Origin of the sequence: Sphingomonas sp. IC081 (assembly GCF_006874585.1) — a bacterium.
Lineage (GTDB): Bacteria > Pseudomonadota > Alphaproteobacteria > Sphingomonadales > Sphingomonadaceae > Novosphingobium.
In genome coordinates, this window is sequence record NZ_CP029761.1 from 2,375,964 (window position 1) to 2,393,505 (window position 17,542).

General features: G+C 67.2%; 15 protein-coding genes and 1 tRNA gene. 8 read left to right on the forward strand and 8 right to left on the reverse strand.

The features are described from left to right. Positions 1-24 precede the first annotated feature (24 nt). Both tig and DM450_RS11390 read right to left on the reverse strand, forming a co-directional pair. On the reverse strand, positions 25-1,578 hold the full coding sequence (tig, locus tag DM450_RS11385; protein WP_142634908.1) for a trigger factor: 1,554 nt from the start codon (positions 1,576-1,578) through the stop codon (positions 25-27). A 78-nt stretch (positions 1,579-1,656) separates the two neighbouring features. Then, positions 1,657-1,741: transfer RNA gene (locus DM450_RS11390), tRNA-Leu, on the reverse strand. A gap of 210 nt (positions 1,742-1,951) precedes the next feature. Between DM450_RS11390 and DM450_RS25830 the strand changes: the two genes are divergently transcribed. Then, positions 1,952-2,113 carry a hypothetical protein gene (locus tag DM450_RS25830; RefSeq protein WP_185928593.1) on the forward strand — a complete coding sequence of 54 codons (162 nt, stop codon included), beginning with the start codon at positions 1,952-1,954 and terminating at the stop codon, positions 2,111-2,113. Positions 2,114-2,267: 154 nt separating this feature from the next. Here DM450_RS25830 and sppA read toward each other — a convergent pair whose 3' ends face one another. Further along, complete coding sequence (sppA, locus tag DM450_RS11395) at positions 2,268-4,163, reverse strand: signal peptide peptidase SppA (RefSeq protein WP_142634910.1); 1,896 nt, start codon at positions 4,161-4,163, stop codon at positions 2,268-2,270. A gap of 154 nt (positions 4,164-4,317) precedes the next feature. Between sppA and DM450_RS11400 the strand changes: the two genes are divergently transcribed. Both DM450_RS11400 and DM450_RS11405 read left to right on the forward strand, forming a co-directional pair. Further along, positions 4,318-5,298: an aspartate carbamoyltransferase catalytic subunit gene (locus DM450_RS11400; RefSeq protein ID WP_142634911.1), complete on the forward strand. Its 981-nt coding sequence runs from the start codon at positions 4,318-4,320 to the stop codon at positions 5,296-5,298. Continuing rightward, positions 5,295-6,536, forward strand: a complete 1,242-nt coding sequence (locus DM450_RS11405) for a dihydroorotase family protein (RefSeq protein WP_142634913.1) — start codon at positions 5,295-5,297, stop codon at positions 6,534-6,536. Before DM450_RS11400 ends, DM450_RS11405 begins: the two co-directional genes overlap by 4 nt. Positions 6,537-6,705: 169 nt before the next feature. Here the strand turns inward: DM450_RS11405 and DM450_RS11410 are convergent, their stop codons facing one another. The 4 genes from DM450_RS11410 to DM450_RS11425 all read right to left on the reverse strand — a co-directional run bounded on the left by DM450_RS11410 (position 6,706) and on the right by DM450_RS11425 (position 10,685). Beyond that, positions 6,706-7,965 carry an SPOR domain-containing protein gene (locus DM450_RS11410; protein ID WP_142634915.1) on the reverse strand — a complete coding sequence of 420 codons (1,260 nt, stop codon included), beginning with the start codon at positions 7,963-7,965 and terminating at the stop codon, positions 6,706-6,708. 25 nt (positions 7,966-7,990) lie between these two features. Continuing rightward, positions 7,991-8,791 (reverse strand): hypothetical protein, encoded by an 801-nt coding sequence (locus DM450_RS26215; RefSeq protein WP_260609802.1) that lies wholly within the window; start codon positions 8,789-8,791, stop codon positions 7,991-7,993. Beyond that, the gene (locus DM450_RS11420; protein WP_142634918.1) at positions 8,788-9,513 is read right to left on the reverse strand and encodes a ParA family protein; all 726 of its coding nucleotides are present in this window, start codon (positions 9,511-9,513) and stop codon (positions 8,788-8,790) included. Before DM450_RS11420 ends, DM450_RS26215 begins: the two co-directional genes overlap by 4 nt. 239 nt (positions 9,514-9,752) lie before the next feature. Beyond that, complete coding sequence (locus DM450_RS11425) at positions 9,753-10,685, reverse strand: IS5 family transposase (RefSeq protein ID WP_142637381.1); 933 nt, start codon at positions 10,683-10,685, stop codon at positions 9,753-9,755. Between the two features lie 166 nt (positions 10,686-10,851). On the opposite strand from DM450_RS11425, the gene DM450_RS11430 reads away from it, so the two are divergent. The 5 genes from DM450_RS11430 (at position 10,852) to DM450_RS11450 (ending at position 15,380) form a co-directional block, all read left to right on the forward strand. Then, complete coding sequence (locus DM450_RS11430; protein WP_142634921.1) at positions 10,852-11,988, forward strand: SPOR domain-containing protein; 1,137 nt, start codon at positions 10,852-10,854, stop codon at positions 11,986-11,988. Between the two features lie 122 nt (positions 11,989-12,110). Next, entirely contained in the window at positions 12,111-13,439 is a 1,329-nt protein-coding gene (locus tag DM450_RS11435) for a DUF418 domain-containing protein (protein WP_260609803.1), read from the forward strand. Between the two features lie 85 nt (positions 13,440-13,524). Beyond that, positions 13,525-13,719 (forward strand): bacterioferritin-associated ferredoxin, encoded by a 195-nt coding sequence (locus tag DM450_RS11440; RefSeq protein WP_142634923.1) that lies wholly within the window; start codon positions 13,525-13,527, stop codon positions 13,717-13,719. A 103-nt stretch (positions 13,720-13,822) separates the two neighbouring features. Further along, on the forward strand, positions 13,823-14,302 hold the full coding sequence (bfr, locus tag DM450_RS11445) for a bacterioferritin (protein WP_142634925.1): 480 nt from the start codon (positions 13,823-13,825) through the stop codon (positions 14,300-14,302). Positions 14,303-14,327: 25 nt separating this feature from the next. Beyond that, complete coding sequence (locus DM450_RS11450; protein WP_142634927.1) at positions 14,328-15,380, forward strand: NAD(P)H-dependent flavin oxidoreductase; 1,053 nt, start codon at positions 14,328-14,330, stop codon at positions 15,378-15,380. On the opposite strand, the gene DM450_RS11455 is transcribed toward DM450_RS11450, so the two are convergent. Next, positions 15,373-17,475: a S9 family peptidase gene (locus DM450_RS11455; protein ID WP_260609805.1), complete on the reverse strand. Its 2,103-nt coding sequence runs from the start codon at positions 17,473-17,475 to the stop codon at positions 15,373-15,375. The two genes, DM450_RS11450 and DM450_RS11455, sit on opposite strands and share 8 nt — an antisense overlap. Positions 17,476-17,542: the final 67 nt, after the last annotated feature.

Here is a 17,542-nt window from a genome sequence, read left to right on the forward strand (position 1 = left end):
TAGCATCAAGCCAGCTGGAAGAGATCAGTCTTCCTTGGCAGCAGCCTTCTTCTTGGCCGGAGCCTTCTTGGCGGGCTTTTCAGCCTCGCCTTCGGCCTCGTCCTTCTTGGCAGCGGCCTTCTTGGCGGGAGCCTTCTTCGGCTTTTCCGCAGCAGCAGCTTCTTCAGCCGGAGCTTCCGCTTCGTCCTTCTTGGCAGCGGCCTTCTTCGCCGGAGCCTTCTTGGCCGGCTTCTTGGCTTCCACCTTGTCGCCGTCGGTGTCGGCTTCGATCGCGGCCTGCAGTTCGTCGCGGGTCACTTCACGCTCGGTGACTTCGGCCTTCTCGATGAGGAAGTCGACGACCTTGTCCTCATAGAGAGGCGCGCGCAGCTGAGCGGCCATCATCGGGTCCTGGCGGACGTATTCCATGAAGCGCTGGCGGTCTTCCGGACGATACTGCTGCGCGGCCTGCGCAACCAGCATCTGCATTTCCTGCGCGGTCACTTCGACGCCGTTCGACTGGCCGATTTCCGACAGGAGCAGGCCAAGACGCACGCGGCGCTCGGCGATCTTGCGGTAGTCGTCCTTCTCGGCCTCGATCTCGGCGAGAGCGGCGGCCGGGTCTTCCTCGTGGCTGGCTTCGTGGGTCAGCTGCTGCCAGATCTGCGAGAATTCGGCTTCCACCATGGTCGGCGGAACGTCGAAGTCGTGCCCTGCGGCAAGCTGGTCGAGCAGCTGGCGCTTCATGGCGGTGCGGGTCAGGCCGGCAGTTTCCTGCTCCAGCTGGCCCTTCAGGAGGCCCTGAAGCTGCTCGAGGCTCTCGAGGCCGAGTTCCTTGGCGAAGTCGTCGTCAAGCTTGGCTTCGGCGGGAGCCTTCACTTCGTGGACGACGATGTCGAAGGTGGTTTCCTTGCCGGCGAGGTTCGCGGCAGGATAGTCTTCGGGGAAGGTCACGGTGATGGTGCGCTCGTCGCCGGCCTTGGCGCCTTCCAGCTGCTCTTCGAAGCCGGGGATGAAGCGGCCCGCGCCGATCACGAGCGGAGCCTTCTCGGCCTTGCCGCCGTCGAATTCGACGCCGTCGAGCTTGCCGGTGAAGTCGATGATCAGCTGGTCGCCGTCAGCGGCCGCGCCGTCCTTGGTTTCGAAACGCTGCTGCTGCGAGGCGATACGCTCGACCGCTTCGGTCACGGCGTCTTCCGCAACCGGAACCACCAGCTTTTCGAGCTTCAGACCATCGATGGCGGGGGCCGCGATCACCGGGAGAACTTCGAGGCTGACGGTCAGCTCGGCGTCCTTGCCCTGCTCATAGCCTTCACCAAGGGCAACGTCGGGGTTCATCGCGGGGCGCAGGGCGTGGTCGGCGACCAGCTTGTCCATGGCTTCGCGAATCGTCGCGTTCAGCGCGTCCTGGTGGATGGCTTCGCCGTGCATCTTCTTGACGAGATTGGCGGGCACCTTGCCGGCGCGGAAGCCGGGCATCTTCACCTGCGGAGCGATCTTCTTGATTTCGCCTTCGACGCGCGCGGTGATGGTCGTGGCGGGAATGGTCACCGTGTAGGCGCGCTTGAGGCCCTCGTTGGTGGTTTCGACGATCTGCATTTCAAATGCCTTCCTGTGCAATGCAACGGGCCTTACGGCCGATTCCAAGCGGCTCACCCTCCCCCGGGGCGACGAGACTGGTGCGGGCGAAGGGACTCGAACCCCCACATCTTGCGATGGCAGGACCTAAACCTGCTGCGTCTACCAGTTCCGCCACGCCCGCATGGATGAAGCCTGAAACTCAAGGGACGTGCCCTTATAAGGACACGCGGAAAAGGGCAAGTGCGGCGATTCGCCTTGCCCGCAGGACAATCGCGGCGTTCTCGTGCCGACACGTGCCGCCACCGCCGGCCGCACAGCCCCGTCGGGAAGCGACTTGCACTGCGCCCCTGGACCACCCACTTAGAGAGAAGTCAACGAAAAGAGAGGCATCATGGCCACCCAACCCGGAGACGAACCCGGCAATACCCCGCCCGAAACCCCGGTTCCGCCGATGGAACCGGGCGTGCCCGACGGCCCCGAGGAACTGCCCCCCGAAGGGCCGGATTTCGACGAGCCCGACACCGGGCCGCTGGAAATTCCCCCGGCGGATTAAAGTTTCGCCGCAGGAATGCCCGAGCGAGCATTCCTGCGGCGGCACCGGCTCACGCCCCCACCCGACCACCCACTAGGGTGCAGTCGTTGGGTGGTCGGGTGGGGGCGTGGGCCGGTGCCGCCAAAATCCGCCCGCGGCGGATTTTCGAACAAACTCAGTCGAAACCGACCAGTTTGGCCAGCATGCGCAGGGCAGAGGTATTCTCAACCTTGCGCTCCGCCCCCGGCACCACCGGGCATTCGAGGCAATAGGCCTGCGCGCCGCGGCTCGACAGCATGGCGGTGAGCTGCCCTGCCACGCGGGCCGCCTGCTCCTCGCGCCGCCGCGACACCAGGCTGGCAAAATCGTAGGCACCGCCGTCGATGCGCGCGCCCTCTTCCGGTGCGGAGGAACTGAAGCTGCCGAGGAACTTCGTGAGCGCGTCCTCCTCGCTTTCCAGATAGACCGCGTGCCACGTGCCATTGCCGACACCGCCAAGCCGCGCGGCCTCGGTCAGAGCAGCGTTCAGATCACCCATCTTGTCGACCAGCCCGATCTTCTGCGCTTCCGCGCCCGGCCAGACGCGGCCCTGGGCGATGGTATCCATCTTCTCCGGCGCGGACTTGCGCGCCTTGGCGGCGAGCCCCACGAACTTGCGATACGTGCTCTCGACCGAGGCCTGCAGCATGCCCTCCACTTCGGGGGTGAAGCCGCCGAGAATGTCGGGCTGGCCCGACAGCGGCGTGGTCTTCACCCCGTCGCTGGTGACACCGTATTCACCCAGCGTCTTCTCGAAGCTGGTGACGACGGCAAAGACGCCGATCGATCCGGTGATCGTCGCAGGCTCGGCATAGACCGTCTGCCCCGGGGTCGAGACCCAGTAACCGCCGCTCGCGGCCAGATTGCCCATCGAGACCACGACCGGGATCTTCCTCGCCTTGTAGCGTTCGATCGCGCGGCGCATGCGCTCCGCCGCCATGGCGGAGCCGCCCGGCGAATCGACCCGCACGACCAGCGCCTTGAAGCCCTCGTCGATATTGTCGTCGAGCAATTGGGCGATACGGTCGCCGCCCGCCTTGCCGGGACCGGCATCGCCGTCGACGATCTCGCCCGCGATGGTGACGACGCCGATCCTGGCGCCTTCCTTCTTCTCCGGATGGGCCGCCAGCCAGGCCGCGAGGCCAGTGTGCCGGTAGGGAAGATCGTCCGCGCCCGAATCGTCCTTGCCGGCGAGTTCGGCGATACGGGCATCGAACTCGCTCTTGTCGCCGATCCGGTCGACGATCCCGGCAGCTTTCGCGCCTTCGGCAAAATCGCCGCCGCTGGCCTTCGCCCAGGCCAGCGGATCGCCGGTCATCCGGTCAAGCTGCGCCCGGGGCCGCGCCTTGGCGACGTCGGCGCGGTAGCTGCCCCAAAGCGCGCCATAGATGTCCTGATAGGCCTCGCGTGCGGCGGGCGACATGTCGTTGCGGATATAGGGCTCGACATAGCTCTTGTAGGTGCCCGCACGGTAGACGTGGGCATTGACCTTGAAGCGGTCCAGCAGCGCCTTGAAATAGACCTGGTTGCCGCCCGGCCCCGCCACGAAGGCGCCGCCCATCGGGTCCACCCAGACTTCGCTGGCATGGGCGGCAAGTTGCACCCCGTCATCGGCATAGGCATTGGCGAATGCCAGCACCGGCTTGCCGGCCTTGCGCACGCCGTCCAGTTCCTTGCCGATCTCCTCGATATGAACCATGCCGCCCCCCAGGAAGCGCGACATGTCGAGCACGACGACCTTGATCCGCGCGTCGGTCGCGGCCAGCCGGAGCGCACGCTCGATGTCGCGGGCCTGGTACTGGCCTGCGGGCGCCTCGCTGCTCATCAGCATGGCGAGCGGGTCCACCCTGCTCTTTTCCTCGACGATCGAACCGTCGAGCTTGAGCAGCAGCGCCCCGTCCTCGATCTTGCCCGCTGCCGGGCGCGCCATCAGCACGGCATAGAGGGCACCGAAAAACAGCAGGAGAAACACCAGCGCCAGCGCGTCCTTCACGCCGACCAGCAATTTCCAGACCCTCTGCGCGAACTTCATGGATTCACCCGCCTTTCCAGCCTGCTGCATAGCCCCGCCCCGCCCCTGCGGCCAGAGCCGGAAAGAACCTTTCCCAGCTCCGCATAACTCTTGGCTCTAATTACCCGTAAAACGCTTGAGCCGGGGCATCACCATGCCTATGGCCTTTTCTTCGATGACAGCTCCAGAATATACCTATCCGGAAGGCGCACTCGCCTTCCCGCATCGCAGCCTCGTGGGCATCGCGGGCCTTGCCCCGCACGAGATCTGGTTCCTGCTCGATGAGGCGGAACAGTGGGTCGAGCTCAACCGCGGCACCCAGAAGCGCCGGGACCTGCTCTCGGGCCTCACCATCATCAACGCCTTCTTCGAGAACTCGACACGCACGCTGCTGAGCTTCGAGATCGCCGGCAAGCGCCTCGGCGCCGACGTGGTGAACATGGCGGTGGCGACCTCGAGCGTGAAGAAGGGCGAGACGCTGATCGACACGGCGATGACGCTCAACGCCATGCGCGCCGACGCCATCGTCATCCGCCACGCCAGTTCCGGCGCGGTGCACCTCATCTCCGATCTCGTCGACTGTCCCGTGCTCAACGCCGGTGACGGCCAGCACGAGCACCCGACCCAGGCCCTGCTCGACGCGCTCACCATCCGCCAGGCCAAGCGCGCCTTCAACGGCCTGCGCGTGGTCATCTGCGGCGACATCCTGCACAGCCGCGTGGCCCGCTCCAACATCCTCTCGCTCGCCTCGCTGGGCGCCGAAGTGCGCGTCTGCGCGCCGCCCGCGCTGCTGCCCGCCGATATCGAGCGCATGAACGTCAAGGTCTTCCACGACTTCGACGCCGCGCTGAAGGGCGCCGACGTGGTCATGATGCTGCGCCTCCAGCTGGAACGCATGGAAGGCCAGTTCATCCCCTCGCCGCGCGAGTATCGCCACCTTTACGGCCTCACGCTCGACCGCCTCGCCAAGGCCGAGCCTGACGCCCTTGTCATGCATCCGGGACCCATGAACCGCGGTATCGAGATCGATTCCAACGTCGCCGACCTCGTCGGCCGCTCGCAGATCACCACCCAGGTGGAAATGGGCGTCGCCATGCGCATGGCCTGCCTCGAAGTGCTGACCCGAAAAGGCCGCGGCGTGGAGGGCTGGGCATGAGCGTGCACGCCCCCCTCACCGTCACCAACGGCCAGCTGCTGCTGGCAGACGGCACCATCACGAACGGCGCACTGCGCTGCGAAGGCGGCTTCATCACCGCCATCGGCACCGATGTTAGCCCGGCCGAGGGCGATCATGTCCATGACGCCCGGGGCCAGCTGATCGCCCCCGGCCTCGTCGACCTCGGCGTCTTTGCCATCGACAAGCCCGCCTTCCACTTCGGCGGCATCACCCGCGCCGGGCTGATGCCCGACCAGAACCCGCCGCTCGACGTGCCCGCCCGCGTCCGCTTCGCGGCGCAATCGGGCAAGCCGGACCTCTGGGTCCACCCGCTGGCCGCCGCCACGCAGGGGCTCGAAGGCACGGCGCTGGCCGAAATCGCGCTGATGCGCGATGCCGGAGCCCGCGCGGTCGCCACCGGCCGCCGCTGGATCGGCGATTCGGGCACGATGCTGCGCCTGCTGCAATATACCGGCATGCTCGGCATGGTGGTCATCACCCACCCCGAGGACGCAGGGATCGTCGGCAAGGCCGTGGCCACCGCCGGCGAGATGGCCACCCGCCTCGGCCTGCCCTCCGCCCCGGCCGGGGCCGAAGCCCTCGCCATTGCCCGCGACATCGCGCTGGCGGAAATGACCGGCGCGGCCATCCACTTCCGCAAGGTCACCACCGCCAAGGGGCTGGACCTCGTGCGCGGCGCCAAGGATCGCGGCCTGAAAGTGACGGCGGGCGTGACCCCGGCCTACTTCATGCTCTCCGACCTCGCGCTGGCGGGCTTCCGTACCTTTGCGCACCTCTCGCCGCCGCTGCGCAGCGAGGATGACCGCAAGGCGGTGATCGCGGCCATCGGCGACGGCACCATCGACGTGATCGGCTCGGGCCACGACCCGCGCGGCCCCGAGGACAAGCGCCTGCCCTTCGCCGATTCGGCCCCCGGCATGGCCGGTGCCGAGACGCTGCTGCCGCACACCATGAACCTCGTGCGCGACGGTGTGATCTCGCTCGCCCGGGCCTTCGAACTGCTCGCGGCCAACCCCGCGAGGCTGCTCGGCGTCAATGCCGGACGCCTCGAAGTGGGCGCCGAGGCGGACATCGCGGTGATTGCCCCGGATCGTCCGTGGATCGTCGATTCGGGCAAGATGGCAGCGCTCGCGGGCAACACCCCGTTCGACCGCCAGCCCGTCCAGGGCCGCGTGGCAGCGCTGTTCAAGGGCGGCGTGACCCTGCTCGACAAGTAATACCGACCTGCGTTGAGCTTGACCCATCGCAGGTCGGTCAAGCCCGCGCGGCGCCGAACCTTACACCGGCACCTCGGCCCCGGCAGCTGGCCATGCACCAAAAAAGACGGCTCCTGTCCGAGGACAGGAGCCGTTCAGGTTCACATGGAACTGGTAAAAGGCGAGCGCGTCAGCGGCTCGCGAGCATGGCGCCCGGCAGCGGGCGATGCTCGGCATAGGCAAGGCAGGCCGAACCGCCCTTGCGCACGGTCGAGCACAGCGACTGCGCACTCCCGCGATCGAACCCTTCGGCGGCAACGCGGTAATAACGCTGGCCGTTCACTTGCGCCTCGGTGATGCGCAAGCTGTGATCCTTGAGCCTGGGATTGCGCGCCTGGAAGATGGACCAGGCACGCTTGGCGCCTTCCATCGTGCGGAACGAACCGAGCTGGACAAGATGCGTGGTCGGCTGCGTCAGCGCGGTCCTGGCGCGCGGCGCCGCCATTTTGGGTGCCGGGGCGAACTGCCGGGCAGACGCCACGGTGGCGGCCGCGGCGACCATGCGCGGCGCCGGCGCGGCGGCCGCAGCAGCCTCGGGTTCATCGGCCTGGTTGGCACCCCAGAAGGTTTCGCCGGTCTGCACCGCCGGAAGTTCGGCGTCCCCGGAAGCCGGCTGGACCGGCGCGGGCTCGGGAGCTGGAGCGGGCACATCGGCCACCGCCAGTCTTGCGCCTTCGGCCGGCTGGTTCAGCGCCAGCATGGCCGGCTGGCCCTGATCGGCGCGCAGCGGCGCACCGATGAGACCGGCAATGCGTTCACGGCCCTTGCCCGGATTGGCGCTGGCAGCCCATTCGGCAAGACGCGCATCGAGCGCATCGCCCGAAAGGTCCTGCGAGGCGATCAGCCGCGCTTCGCCCCAACGCCCGTCGAGCGCATAGGCATAAGCGAGGTTCTGGCGCGCCTTGGGCGTCGCTTCGCCGCCGCGCACCGCCTCGGTCAGCACCGAGACACCCACCGAGGGTTCACCCGCGAGCGCGACCGCAAGGCCGAAGTCACTGGCGGGCAGCTGCCCCTGGACACGGTCAAGCACGGCCAGCGCCTCGGCATTGCGACCGGCGCCGATATAGGCAAGTGCGGCGCCGAGCGCGGTGTGCGCATCCTCGTCACCCAGCGAGATGGCGTCCTCGAACGTGGTCGCAGCGGAATCGAAGCGCCCGATCGCGAGGTAGGCCTGCGCCAGCGCCGTGCGCGCCGCGGCATCGCGTGGAGACTTGGCCACGCGCTGTTCGGCGCGGGCAAGATCCTTGTCCACCTGCGCACCGGCGGAAACCGGGGCCCCGGTGCTGGCAAGCGGCGTCTGCGCCGCGCAGCTGACGAGCAGCGCGGCCGCCATGGCGGCGCCCAGCGCGAGACCGGCCGTGCGGGCATGGGATGACTTGAGGCGTTCCATCAGAATATTCCCCCCTGGGACGACTTCAGCTTCGCGTTCCGACGGTGAACGCCGGGGACGAGAGGTCAGCGAATTCGGCAAGGTACTTGTCGAGTGCCTCGGTCACGATCACTTGCGCGCTGCGGTTGAGCAGCAGGCCGGCCATCTTGAGGCGGAAATGCCGTTCGGCATCGAGGCGAAGGGTGAAGGCGGCGCGGCGGCCTTCGGTCACGAGGTTGCGGGCCGGGGCCACCGGACGGTTGATGCGCTCGGCCAGATCGTCGATCTGGCGCAGCACGTCGGGCTTGCGCGCCGCAAAAGCGGGTACCTCGGGGGCGAGCGAAGCCATCGGCGCGCTGGTCGAGCCATCCTCGCCGGTATCCTCGTCAAAATGATCGTCCGGCGCGACGTCCACATGAGCGGGCTGGGACCAGACCGAAAGCTCTGCCTCGGGCGCGGGCTCGGCATGGAGCGCAGCCGTACTCACGACATCCTGCCCCGCGACGTCCGCGTGAACGGCCTCATCCTGAACGCCCTCACCCTGAACGCCCTCACCCTGAACAAACGCTTCCGGGACCACGGCCACATGCGGAACCTCGAACGGAGCGTGGTGCGCGACCTGGGTTTCGGTCTGGAGCTCCGTACGGACTTGCGGCGTCTCGCTCAGGCCCCAGTCGTTCCAGCCGAGATCTTCCATCCTGGCGGCATCCATGCGCATGCCGGAAAGACCGAAGGAGGCCGTATCCTGACGGCGCATCGCCGGCCGCGCCGCACCCTTGCGGGCAAGCAGGCTCGGCGAAAGCGAAGCAAACGGCCGGGGTTCGCCAAGCGCGCCCGACACGGTCACGACCCCACGACGCGGCGACCGAAGCCACCGACGGGACGCGGCGCGCCCTGCATGACCGGCTGGCCGGAAATCGGCGGCGCCGAGAACACGGTGCGGCGGAAGTTCTTTTCGAGACGGTCCGAAATGTAGTTCCACAGCGCGGCGACTTCCTGCGCAGAGCGGCCGTTGGGATCCACTTCCATGACCGTGCGGCCATCGATCATCGAGGCGGCAAAGTCGGTACGCTGGTGCAGCGTCACCGGCGCCACGGTGCCGTGCTGCGACAGCGCGACAGCGGCCTCGGCGGTGATTCGCGCCTTGGGCGTGGCGGCGTTGACGACAAACAGCAGAGGCTTGCCCGAACGCTCGCACAAGTCGACGGTCGCGCCCACCGCCCGCAGGTCATGCGGGCTCGGGCGGGTCGGCACGACGATCAGCTCGGAAACCGAGATCACGCTCTGGATCGCCAGGGTGATGGCCGGCGGCGTGTCGATCACGGCCAGCTTGAAGCCCTGCTGGCGCAGGATCTGCAGGTCTGCCGCGAGGCGGGCGACGGTGGTCTGCGCAAAGGCGGGCAGTTCCGCTTCGCGCTCGTTCCACCAGTCGGCCAGCGAACCCTGCGGATCGATGTCGATCAGCACGACCGGGCCTGCGCCCGCGCGCTGGGCCTGGACGGCAAGATGTCCCGAGAGCGTCGTCTTGCCCGAGCCGCCCTTCTGCGATGCCAATGCCAGTACTCGCAAAGCCCTGTCCCCTGAGAATTCCGCTAGGAAAGTGAACCTGTCACGGAGATGGGATCGCAGATCGTTCCTAATTTAGAGTTAATTAGACCCCACCTCGGCGAAACGGGCGGGCAGCGTGGCCCGATGCTGTCCTGCCATGCGGCAGTGAGGGAATTGTTTACCATGGCGGTTAACGTCACTTTTCGGCGGCTTTGTTGCATAACGCGTGACAGGCGTAAAATTATGATTACTTGTAATTATTATGCGACCCGTACGGTGTTGGGCGTTCCGATTTGCGAGAAGCGATTGAGGATTGCAGCACGGACTTTGAGCTCGGTTATCTGACGCTCAAAGGTGCGCGCGGCGACGCGCGGACCGAGCAACTTGAAGCAGTGCATCTTGGTCTCGACCAGGCTGCGTCGATGGTAGCCGCTCCATTTCTTCCAAATTGCCCTGCCCAGGCGTTTCATCGCGCGCAACGTCTCGTTGCGGGCCTCGACGCCGGGGCCGTCCTCGGTCCATGCCTTGCCGTTGCGGCGAACCGGGATGACCGGGTCGGCACCGCGCGCATCGATGGCCGCGTGGCAACCTCTGGTGTCATAGGCACCGTCGCCGCCGACGGTGACAATGGTCTCATCCTCGGGGATCTGCGCCAACAGATCGGGCAGCGTCTGGCCATCGCCGACGGCATTGCTTGTGACCTCGATCGCTCGGATATCGAAGGTTTCCGCGTCGATGCCGATGTGCACCTTGCGCCACTGGCGGCGGTAAGAAACGCCGTGTTTCCTCGCTTTCCATTCCCCCTCACCGATCATCTTGATCCCGGTGCTGTCGACCAGCAGGTGCAGGCCTCCCGCGCTGGCGCGCGCGCCCAGATCAACCGACAAACTCTTCTGGCGCCGGCACAGCGTCGTATAATCCGGTGCCGGCCAGTCCAGACCCGCCATCCTTAGCAGGCTCTCGACCAGACCCGTCACCTGCCGCAGCGGGAGTTGGAACAACCCTTTCAGCGTCAGGCAGAACTCGATCGCCCGGTCCGAAAACCGCAGCGGCCGACCAGGCCGACCATCGGGCGCCGCAAACCAGTCCATCCCTGGGTCGAACCACACATCCAGCGAGCCTCGCCGCCGGAGCGCTGCATTATATTCGGGCCAATTGGTCGTGCGATACTTCGGCGGGGTCGGTCTGGGCATCCGGCCCATCTATGACATCCGATTCCTCAAGGGAATCCATCACCTTGTTATGCAACAAAGCCCTTTTCGGCACAGCAGCGCATATTCCCGCTTCCGACTGGTGCTATCCGTCAATCATCGCCTACTATCGCGCGGGATCAGCGACGGGAATCGGGGCAAGTTCTGCATGAATGGATTACTGCGATTCCTCCTTCTGGGTGGCGGCTGCTGCGCCGTCGCGGCGATGGCGACGCCTTCGCTCGGCGCCGCCGCCGATGCATCCGGCGGCGCGAATACCGTAAAGGCGGGGGTCGAGGCCTGGTCTGCCGGGCAGTATGAAACGGCCGTGCAACTGTGGAAGCCGCTTGCCGACAAGGGCGACGCCGATGCCCAGTTCAATCTCGCACAGGCCTACAAGATGGGACGCGGGGTGCCGCTCGATCTTGCAAGGGCCGAATCACTCTACGGCAAGGCCGCCGCGCATGGCCACGTCCAGGCGGCCGACAACTACGGACTGCTGATGTTCCAGCGCGGCCAGCGCGACGCCGCGATGCCCTATATCGCCGCCGCCTCGGCGCGGAGGGATGCGCGGGCGCAGTACATCCTGGGCGTCGCGCACTTCAACGGCGACCTGGCCGAAAAGGACTGGGTGCGCGCCTATGCCCTCGTCAGCCTGGCCCAGCAGGCCGGGCTGCCGCAGGCGACTCGCGCGCTGACGCAAATGGACGAACACATTCCGATCGAGCAGCGCCAGCAAGGCGTCGCGCTCGCGGTAAAGCTCGCCGCCGACGCCGAGGCCGCCCGCGCGCGGCTCGACACCAGCGCCTCGCTCGGCGCCCCCGCGACTGCGCGCGCAGCGCCCCCGTCCCCGCCTTCGCCTACAGCCTCGCCGACCGGCCCGGCCGCGGCCGGCGCCGACTATGCCCGGCCGCAAGCAACCGCCGCTCCGCAACCGGTTCGCCCCATCTCCAACCCTGCCGTCACCAGACCTTCCGTCACCAGACCTGCGGTCCCGCCGGCCGTCACGAAGCCGGCAGCGACAACAGCACCCAAACCGTTCCCGGCAAAACCCGCCACGCCCTCCCCAGCGCAGGGCCAGTGGCGCCTTCAACTTGGCGCTTTCGGGGTTCCGGGCAATGCGGAGCGGCTCTGGTCCTCGCTCGCCAAGCGCCCGGAACTGGCGGGCAAGCGCCGCGAACTGGTGCCCGGCGGCAGCCTGACCCGCCTCTACGCCGCCGGTTTCGCCACCCGATCCGAAGCCGAAAAGGCCTGCGCCGCCCTCAAGGGCCCAAGCCAGCCCTGCCTCGTCGTTCCCGCCCACTGACACCACGTTAGCGCCCGGGCGTTCCGGCGCTTTCGTAATTCCCGTGGACGAGCGCGAATCGGCGATATACCTTCCATCCCCGGGAGGCTTCCGCAGCGAGGCCCCCGAAGGGGATAGGGGCCATGCCGAAGGCGATGACGGGCGAACACGCCCGCGCAGTCCATCATGCCGTCGTGGGGGATCCGACGGCGGCGACAGCAAACAGCGGCGTCCCGCCCGGCGCGGAAGACCGGCTGGTGACGATCGACCTCATTCGCGGGCTGGCGGTACTCGGCATCCTGGCCATCAACATCTCCGGTTTTGCCGGACCGGCCGTCGGCGCCGCCTCCCCGCGGTTCGCCGGCTTCGCGACCCCTGCCGACGAGGCCGCCTACGCGGTCTCCTTCCTGTTCTTCGAAGGCAAGATGCGCGCGCTGTTCGCCATGCTGTTCGGTGCGGGGATCGCGCTTTACTGCGAACGCATGGATGCCGCCGGACGGGACGGCGACAGCCTGCAACTGCGCCGACTGGGCTGGCTCATGCTGCTCGGGCAATTGCATTACCTGCTGCTGTGGTGGGGCGACATCCTGTTCGTCTACGCCGCCTGCGGCATCGCCGTGCTGTTCGTGCGGCGCCTGCCCTGCCCGCTGCTGCTGGGCCTCGCCGCCGGCATCGCGCTCACCGCCCTGCTTGTCGACCTCTCCTGGTCGCTGCCGCTCGCCCGCGCCGAGGAAGCGGTGCGCCTCGGTACGGCAACCGTGGCGCAGCGCCAGGAGATCGCCGCCCATTACGCGCTCTATGCCGAGGGTGCGCAGGCACAGAGGGCGCTCTATGGATCGGGCTTCTGGGCCATCGCGCTTGCGAAACTGCAACACGACCCGTTCTGGCTCGTCACCATGACCCTGCATGCCTGGAGCGAAGTGCTGCCGCTGATGCTGGTCGGCGTGGTGATCCTGCGCCGCGGCATGGCCGGCGGCACCATGCCGCCACGGCGGATCGCGCGTTTCGGCGCGCTCGCCGTCGCCCTCGGCCTTGCTCTCACCGCCCTGGCACTCGGCTGGGTCTGGCCGCGCCACTTCCCGCCAATCGCCATGTACATGCTGCTCGGCAAGGGCCTGCTCATCCCGCACCTGCTGACCGCGCTCGGCTACGGAGCGCTGCTCATCGCCGCCGCCCCGGCCCTGCTCCCGACCGGCCCGGGGCAGCGACTGGTCGCCTGCGGCCGGGTTGCCTTCAGCAACTACATCGCCACCAGCCTGCTGATGGGCGCGCTGTTCTTCGGCTGGGGCTGCGGTCTTTACGGCAAGGTCGGCGCCGCTGAGCAGTGGCTGTTCGTGGGAATTGGCTGGGCGGCGATGCTCGGCTGGAGCCTGCCGTTCCTGCGCCATTTTCGCCGCGGACCGCTGGAACTCGTGTGGCGATCGCTGGTCGAAAAGCGCCTCCTGCCCAATCGGCGCCTTCTATCTACCTGACATTTCTCGCGGATTTTCGGCGATTCAGAATGCTATTGCGATCCATTTGCAGTTGCATATGATGGGGCTCCAAGAGGATTCGCACATGTACGTTTGCATTTGTAACGCCATCAAGGAAACCGACCTGCGCACCGCCGCCCGTTGCTGCCGCGGCGATGCACATGCCCTCTACGCCGCCCTCGGTCGCAAGCCGCAGTGCGGGCAGTGCATCGAGGAAGCGGAAGACATCATCGCCGACGAAGTCTCCGCGCTCGACGCGCCGCTCAGCGCCGCCGCCTGACGGCACCGGCGCACCAAGTGGTTCCACTCGCGGGATTTCCGCGGGTTGCCTCGGCACTTGCGCGGGCCCATAATGCCGCCTGAAATTTTCAGGAGCATCCCCCATGAAGGGCGACCCGCAGGTCATCGATTTCCTCAACAAGGCTCTTTTCAACGAGCTGACCGCCATCAACCAGTACTGGCTGCATTACCGCATGCTGGACAACTGGGGCATCAAGAAGCTCGCCGAATACGAACGGCACGAATCGATCGACGAGATGAAGCACGCCGACGTGCTGGCCGACCGTATCCTCTATCTCGACGGTCTTCCCAACTTCCAGGCGCTGGGCAAGCTGCGCATCGGCGAAAGCGTCGAGGAAATCCTGAAGGCCGATCTCGCGCTCGAACATGACGCGATCCCGCTGCTGCGCGAAGCCATCGCCCACTGCGAAGCCGTGCGCGACTACGTCAGCCGCGAGATCTTTGCCCGCATCCTCGAAAGCGAGGAAGAGCACGTGGACTACCTCGAGAAGCAGTTCGACATGATCGAGCGCATGGGCATCCAGAACTACTGCCAGCTCCAGAGCAAGCCGGCGGAAGCCTGAACCTGACAAAGGCGCGCGGGCAGGCATGAACTTTCTCGCGCGCCTTGGCCTTGCCGTTCCGCTGATCCAGGCGCCGATGGCGGGCACTTCGACGCCGGCCCTTGCCGCGCAAGTCTGCAACGCCGGTGCGCTCGGTTCACTCGCGCTCGGCGCCATCGGCCCGGATGAGGCCCGCCGCCAGATCGCGGACCTCAAAAGCCGCACCGACCGGCCTTTCAACCTCAACCTCTTCGTGCACGAGACGCCGCAGGCCGATCCGGCAGGCGAACGGGCCTGGCTCGATGCCCTCGCCCCGCTGTTCCGCGAACACGGCGCCGAGCCGCCCGCCACACTCGAGACGATCTACGACAGCTTTGCGGGCAATGCCGCCATGCTGGACGTCGTGCTACAGGCAAACCCCGCCGTCGTCAGCTTCCACTTCGGCCTGCCCGGACCCGAGGCCATCACCGCACTCAAGGCAGCGGGCTGCCTGCTGCTGGGCAGCGTCACCAGTCTGGCCGAGGCGGAAGTGTCGCTGGCGGCAGGGATCGACGTGCTGGTCGCGCAAGGGTGGGAAGCCGGCGGCCATCGCGGCATGTTCGATCCGGACGTGCGGGATGACCGGCTCGGCACCCTCGCGCTGACCCGGCTGCTGGCCGATTGGGACAAGTTGCCGGTGATCGCGGCAGGCGGGATCATGGACGGCGCCGGGATCCGCGCCGCGCTGGACCTTGGCGCCGTGGCTGCGCAGCTTGGCACCGCCTTCATCGCCTGCAGCGAATCCAGCGCCGACGCCGCTTATCGCGCCCTGCTCGCCAGTGACGCGGCACGGCATACGACAATGACACGCGCCATATCGGGCCGCCCTGCCCGCTGCCTTGCCAACCGCTTTACCGCGTTCGGCGAAAGCCCCGGCATCCCGCCGGTCCCCGCCTATCCGCGCACCTATCTGGCCGGGAAGGCGCTCAATACCGCGGCCAAGGCCAGGGGGGAGCCGCTTTACGGCGCGCAATGGGCGGGACAGGGTGCGCCGCTGTCCCGGCCGATGCCGGCGGCGGAACTGGTCGCCCAGCTCGCCGCCGAACTTTCACTTACTTAGGGTCCGCAGCCGGAGCCACCGTGTCGGTCCGGTACTTGTCGAACCACGCCAGGATCGCCGAAGCCTTGGCGGCGGACTGCGAAGGCCGTGCGGCAATGCCGCCATGGCTTGCCCCCGGAACCTTCACCAGCGCCGTCGGCACACCGCGGATCTGCAACGCGGCGTAATACTGCTCCGCCTCGCTGACCGGGGTGCGGTAGTCTTCCGATCCCACCACGACCATGGTCGGCGTCTTGACGTTGCCGACCAGGCTCAGCGGCGAGCGGCGCCAGTATTCCATCGGATCTTCCCAGGGCTTCTTGTCGAACCAGTAGCGCGAGGTGAAGACGGTCGCGTCCATCGTCAGTGCCTCGCTGATCCAGTTGATCACCGGCTTCTGGGTGACCGCCGCCTTGAAACGATCGGTCTTGCCGACGATCCACGCGGTCAGCACCCCGCCGCCCGAACCGCCAGTGACGAAGAGGTTGTCGGGATCGGCCACGCCATCGGCAATCGCCGCGTCGACGGCGGCCATGAGGTCGTCATAGTCGGTGCCGGGATAGGCGCGGTCGATCAGGTTGGCGAACTCCTCGCCATAGGAGGTGCTTCCGCGCGGATTGGTATAGAGCACCGCATAACCGTGCGCCGCGTAGAGCTGGTAATCGGTGGCGAAGCCCGGCGCATAAGCCGTGTTCGGCCCGCCATGGATCTCGAGGATCAGCGGTGCGCGCTGGCCCGGTGCAAGGCCCGGCGGCGTCACCAGCCATGCATCGATCGCGCGGTCATCGGGCGCGGTGACGGCCAGCTTGCGCACCGGCGCCATCGCCTTGTCCTGCATCCAGGTGCCGTTGAGGTCGGTCAGCTTGCGGCCCGCGCCGCCGGTATTGACCCAGAGGTCCGCCGGACGGCTGGTAGTGCCCGAAGTATAGGCGATGCGCCCGTTGGCGGAGACCGAGAACTCGCCGCCGGTGTAGGGGCGGTCATAGCCCCGGCCCGGGCTCAGGCCCTCCACCGCATTGCGGATCGCACCGTCGAGGCCGATGCGCGCGACGTAGGTCTTCGCGTGATCGTCATACTGGGCGAGAATGGTCGCGTTGCCCGACCACGCGATCGAATCGATCGAATGGTCGAAGCTGCCGGTCAGTGCCTTCACGCCCGAACCGTCGATGTTCATCACGTAAAGCTCGGTGTTCTCGTAGGAGCGGTTCACGTCGTCGAAGCCGAGATAGGCCACGTGCTTGCCGTCGGGCGAGACTTGCGGCGCGCTGTCCGGCCCCTTGCGCGTGGTGAGCGCCTTGACCGCACCACTCGCGAGATCGAGCGTATAGACCTCGGAATTGTTGATGTCGCGCTGCCAGTCGGCATTGCGATTACCCGAGAACAGGATGCGCTTGCCGTCGGGCGTCCACGAGAGCGGGCCCTGATCGTCGAAACTGCCGAACGTCAGCTGGCGCGGGGCGCCGCCATCGGCGGAGACGAGGAAAATGTGATCGTAGCCGGGCTGCGCGTAGCCGCCGCCATCGGCGCGGTAGGTCACCCGGTCGATCACTTCGAGCGGCTCGGCCCATTTGGCGCCTTCAGGGCGGTTTGCGGGCGGCGAACCCAGCTTCAGCCCCTCGCCCGGCACCCGCATGGTATAGGCGATCTGGCGCCCGTCGGGCGACCACGAGACACTGCCTGGGCTGTCCGGCAGGTCGGTCACCCGCACTTTGGCGCCGCTATCCAGCCACAGCACGTAGAGCTGCGGCGCCCCGGTGCCGTCGCTCGACACAAAGGCCAGCCGCTTGCCGTCGGGAGACCAGACCGGCGAGAAATGGGCGCCCGCCCCCGTCACCAATGGGCGCTGGACACCGCTCGCCACCTCGACCAGCCAGATCGAGGGAACCGCCTTGTCGACCATCACGTCGGCGCTGGAGCGCACATAGGCGATGCGGCTGCCATCGGGCGAGATCTGCGGGTCGGTGACGCCGGAAAGCTTGAACAGGTCGTCAGGCGTGAAGGCGCGCTCGGGCCCCGGCGCCTCGGCCTCGACGGGTGCAAGCGGAATGACACTGCAGCCAAGGGCCAGCGTTGCCAGGCGAAGAGCAAAAGGGATGCGGGCAAATGGGATGCGCACGGCGGACAGACTCCGGATTATCTTTTGGGAACAGGCGAAAGCCCGTTTGCCCCGCCCGCTGACGGCC

What these genes read in the sequence shown, in the direction of transcription:
- sppA (WP_142634910.1), bottom strand. Translation starts at nt 4,163, where the DNA reads ATGAAGTTCGCGCAGAGGGTCTGGAAATTGCTGGTCGGCGTGAAGGAC.
- tig (WP_142634908.1), bottom strand. Translation starts at nt 1,578, where the DNA reads ATGCAGATCGTCGAAACCACCAACGAGGGCCTCAAGCGCGCCTACACG.
- DM450_RS11410 (WP_142634915.1), bottom strand. Translation starts at nt 7,965, where the DNA reads ATGGAACGCCTCAAGTCATCCCATGCCCGCACGGCCGGTCTCGCGCTG.
- DM450_RS11430 (WP_142634921.1), top strand. Translation starts at nt 10,852, where the DNA reads ATGAATGGATTACTGCGATTCCTCCTTCTGGGTGGCGGCTGCTGCGCC.
- DM450_RS11400 (WP_142634911.1), top strand. Translation starts at nt 4,318, where the DNA reads ATGACAGCTCCAGAATATACCTATCCGGAAGGCGCACTCGCCTTCCCG.
- DM450_RS11425 (WP_142637381.1), bottom strand. Translation starts at nt 10,685, where the DNA reads ATGCCCAGACCGACCCCGCCGAAGTATCGCACGACCAATTGGCCCGAA.
- bfr (WP_142634925.1), top strand. Translation starts at nt 13,823, where the DNA reads ATGAAGGGCGACCCGCAGGTCATCGATTTCCTCAACAAGGCTCTTTTC.
- DM450_RS11405 (WP_142634913.1), top strand. Translation starts at nt 5,295, where the DNA reads ATGAGCGTGCACGCCCCCCTCACCGTCACCAACGGCCAGCTGCTGCTG.
- DM450_RS25830 (WP_185928593.1), top strand. Translation starts at nt 1,952, where the DNA reads ATGGCCACCCAACCCGGAGACGAACCCGGCAATACCCCGCCCGAAACC.
- DM450_RS11435 (WP_260609803.1), top strand. Translation starts at nt 12,111, where the DNA reads ATGCCGAAGGCGATGACGGGCGAACACGCCCGCGCAGTCCATCATGCC.
- DM450_RS11450 (WP_142634927.1), top strand. Translation starts at nt 14,328, where the DNA reads ATGAACTTTCTCGCGCGCCTTGGCCTTGCCGTTCCGCTGATCCAGGCG.
- DM450_RS11440 (WP_142634923.1), top strand. Translation starts at nt 13,525, where the DNA reads ATGTACGTTTGCATTTGTAACGCCATCAAGGAAACCGACCTGCGCACC.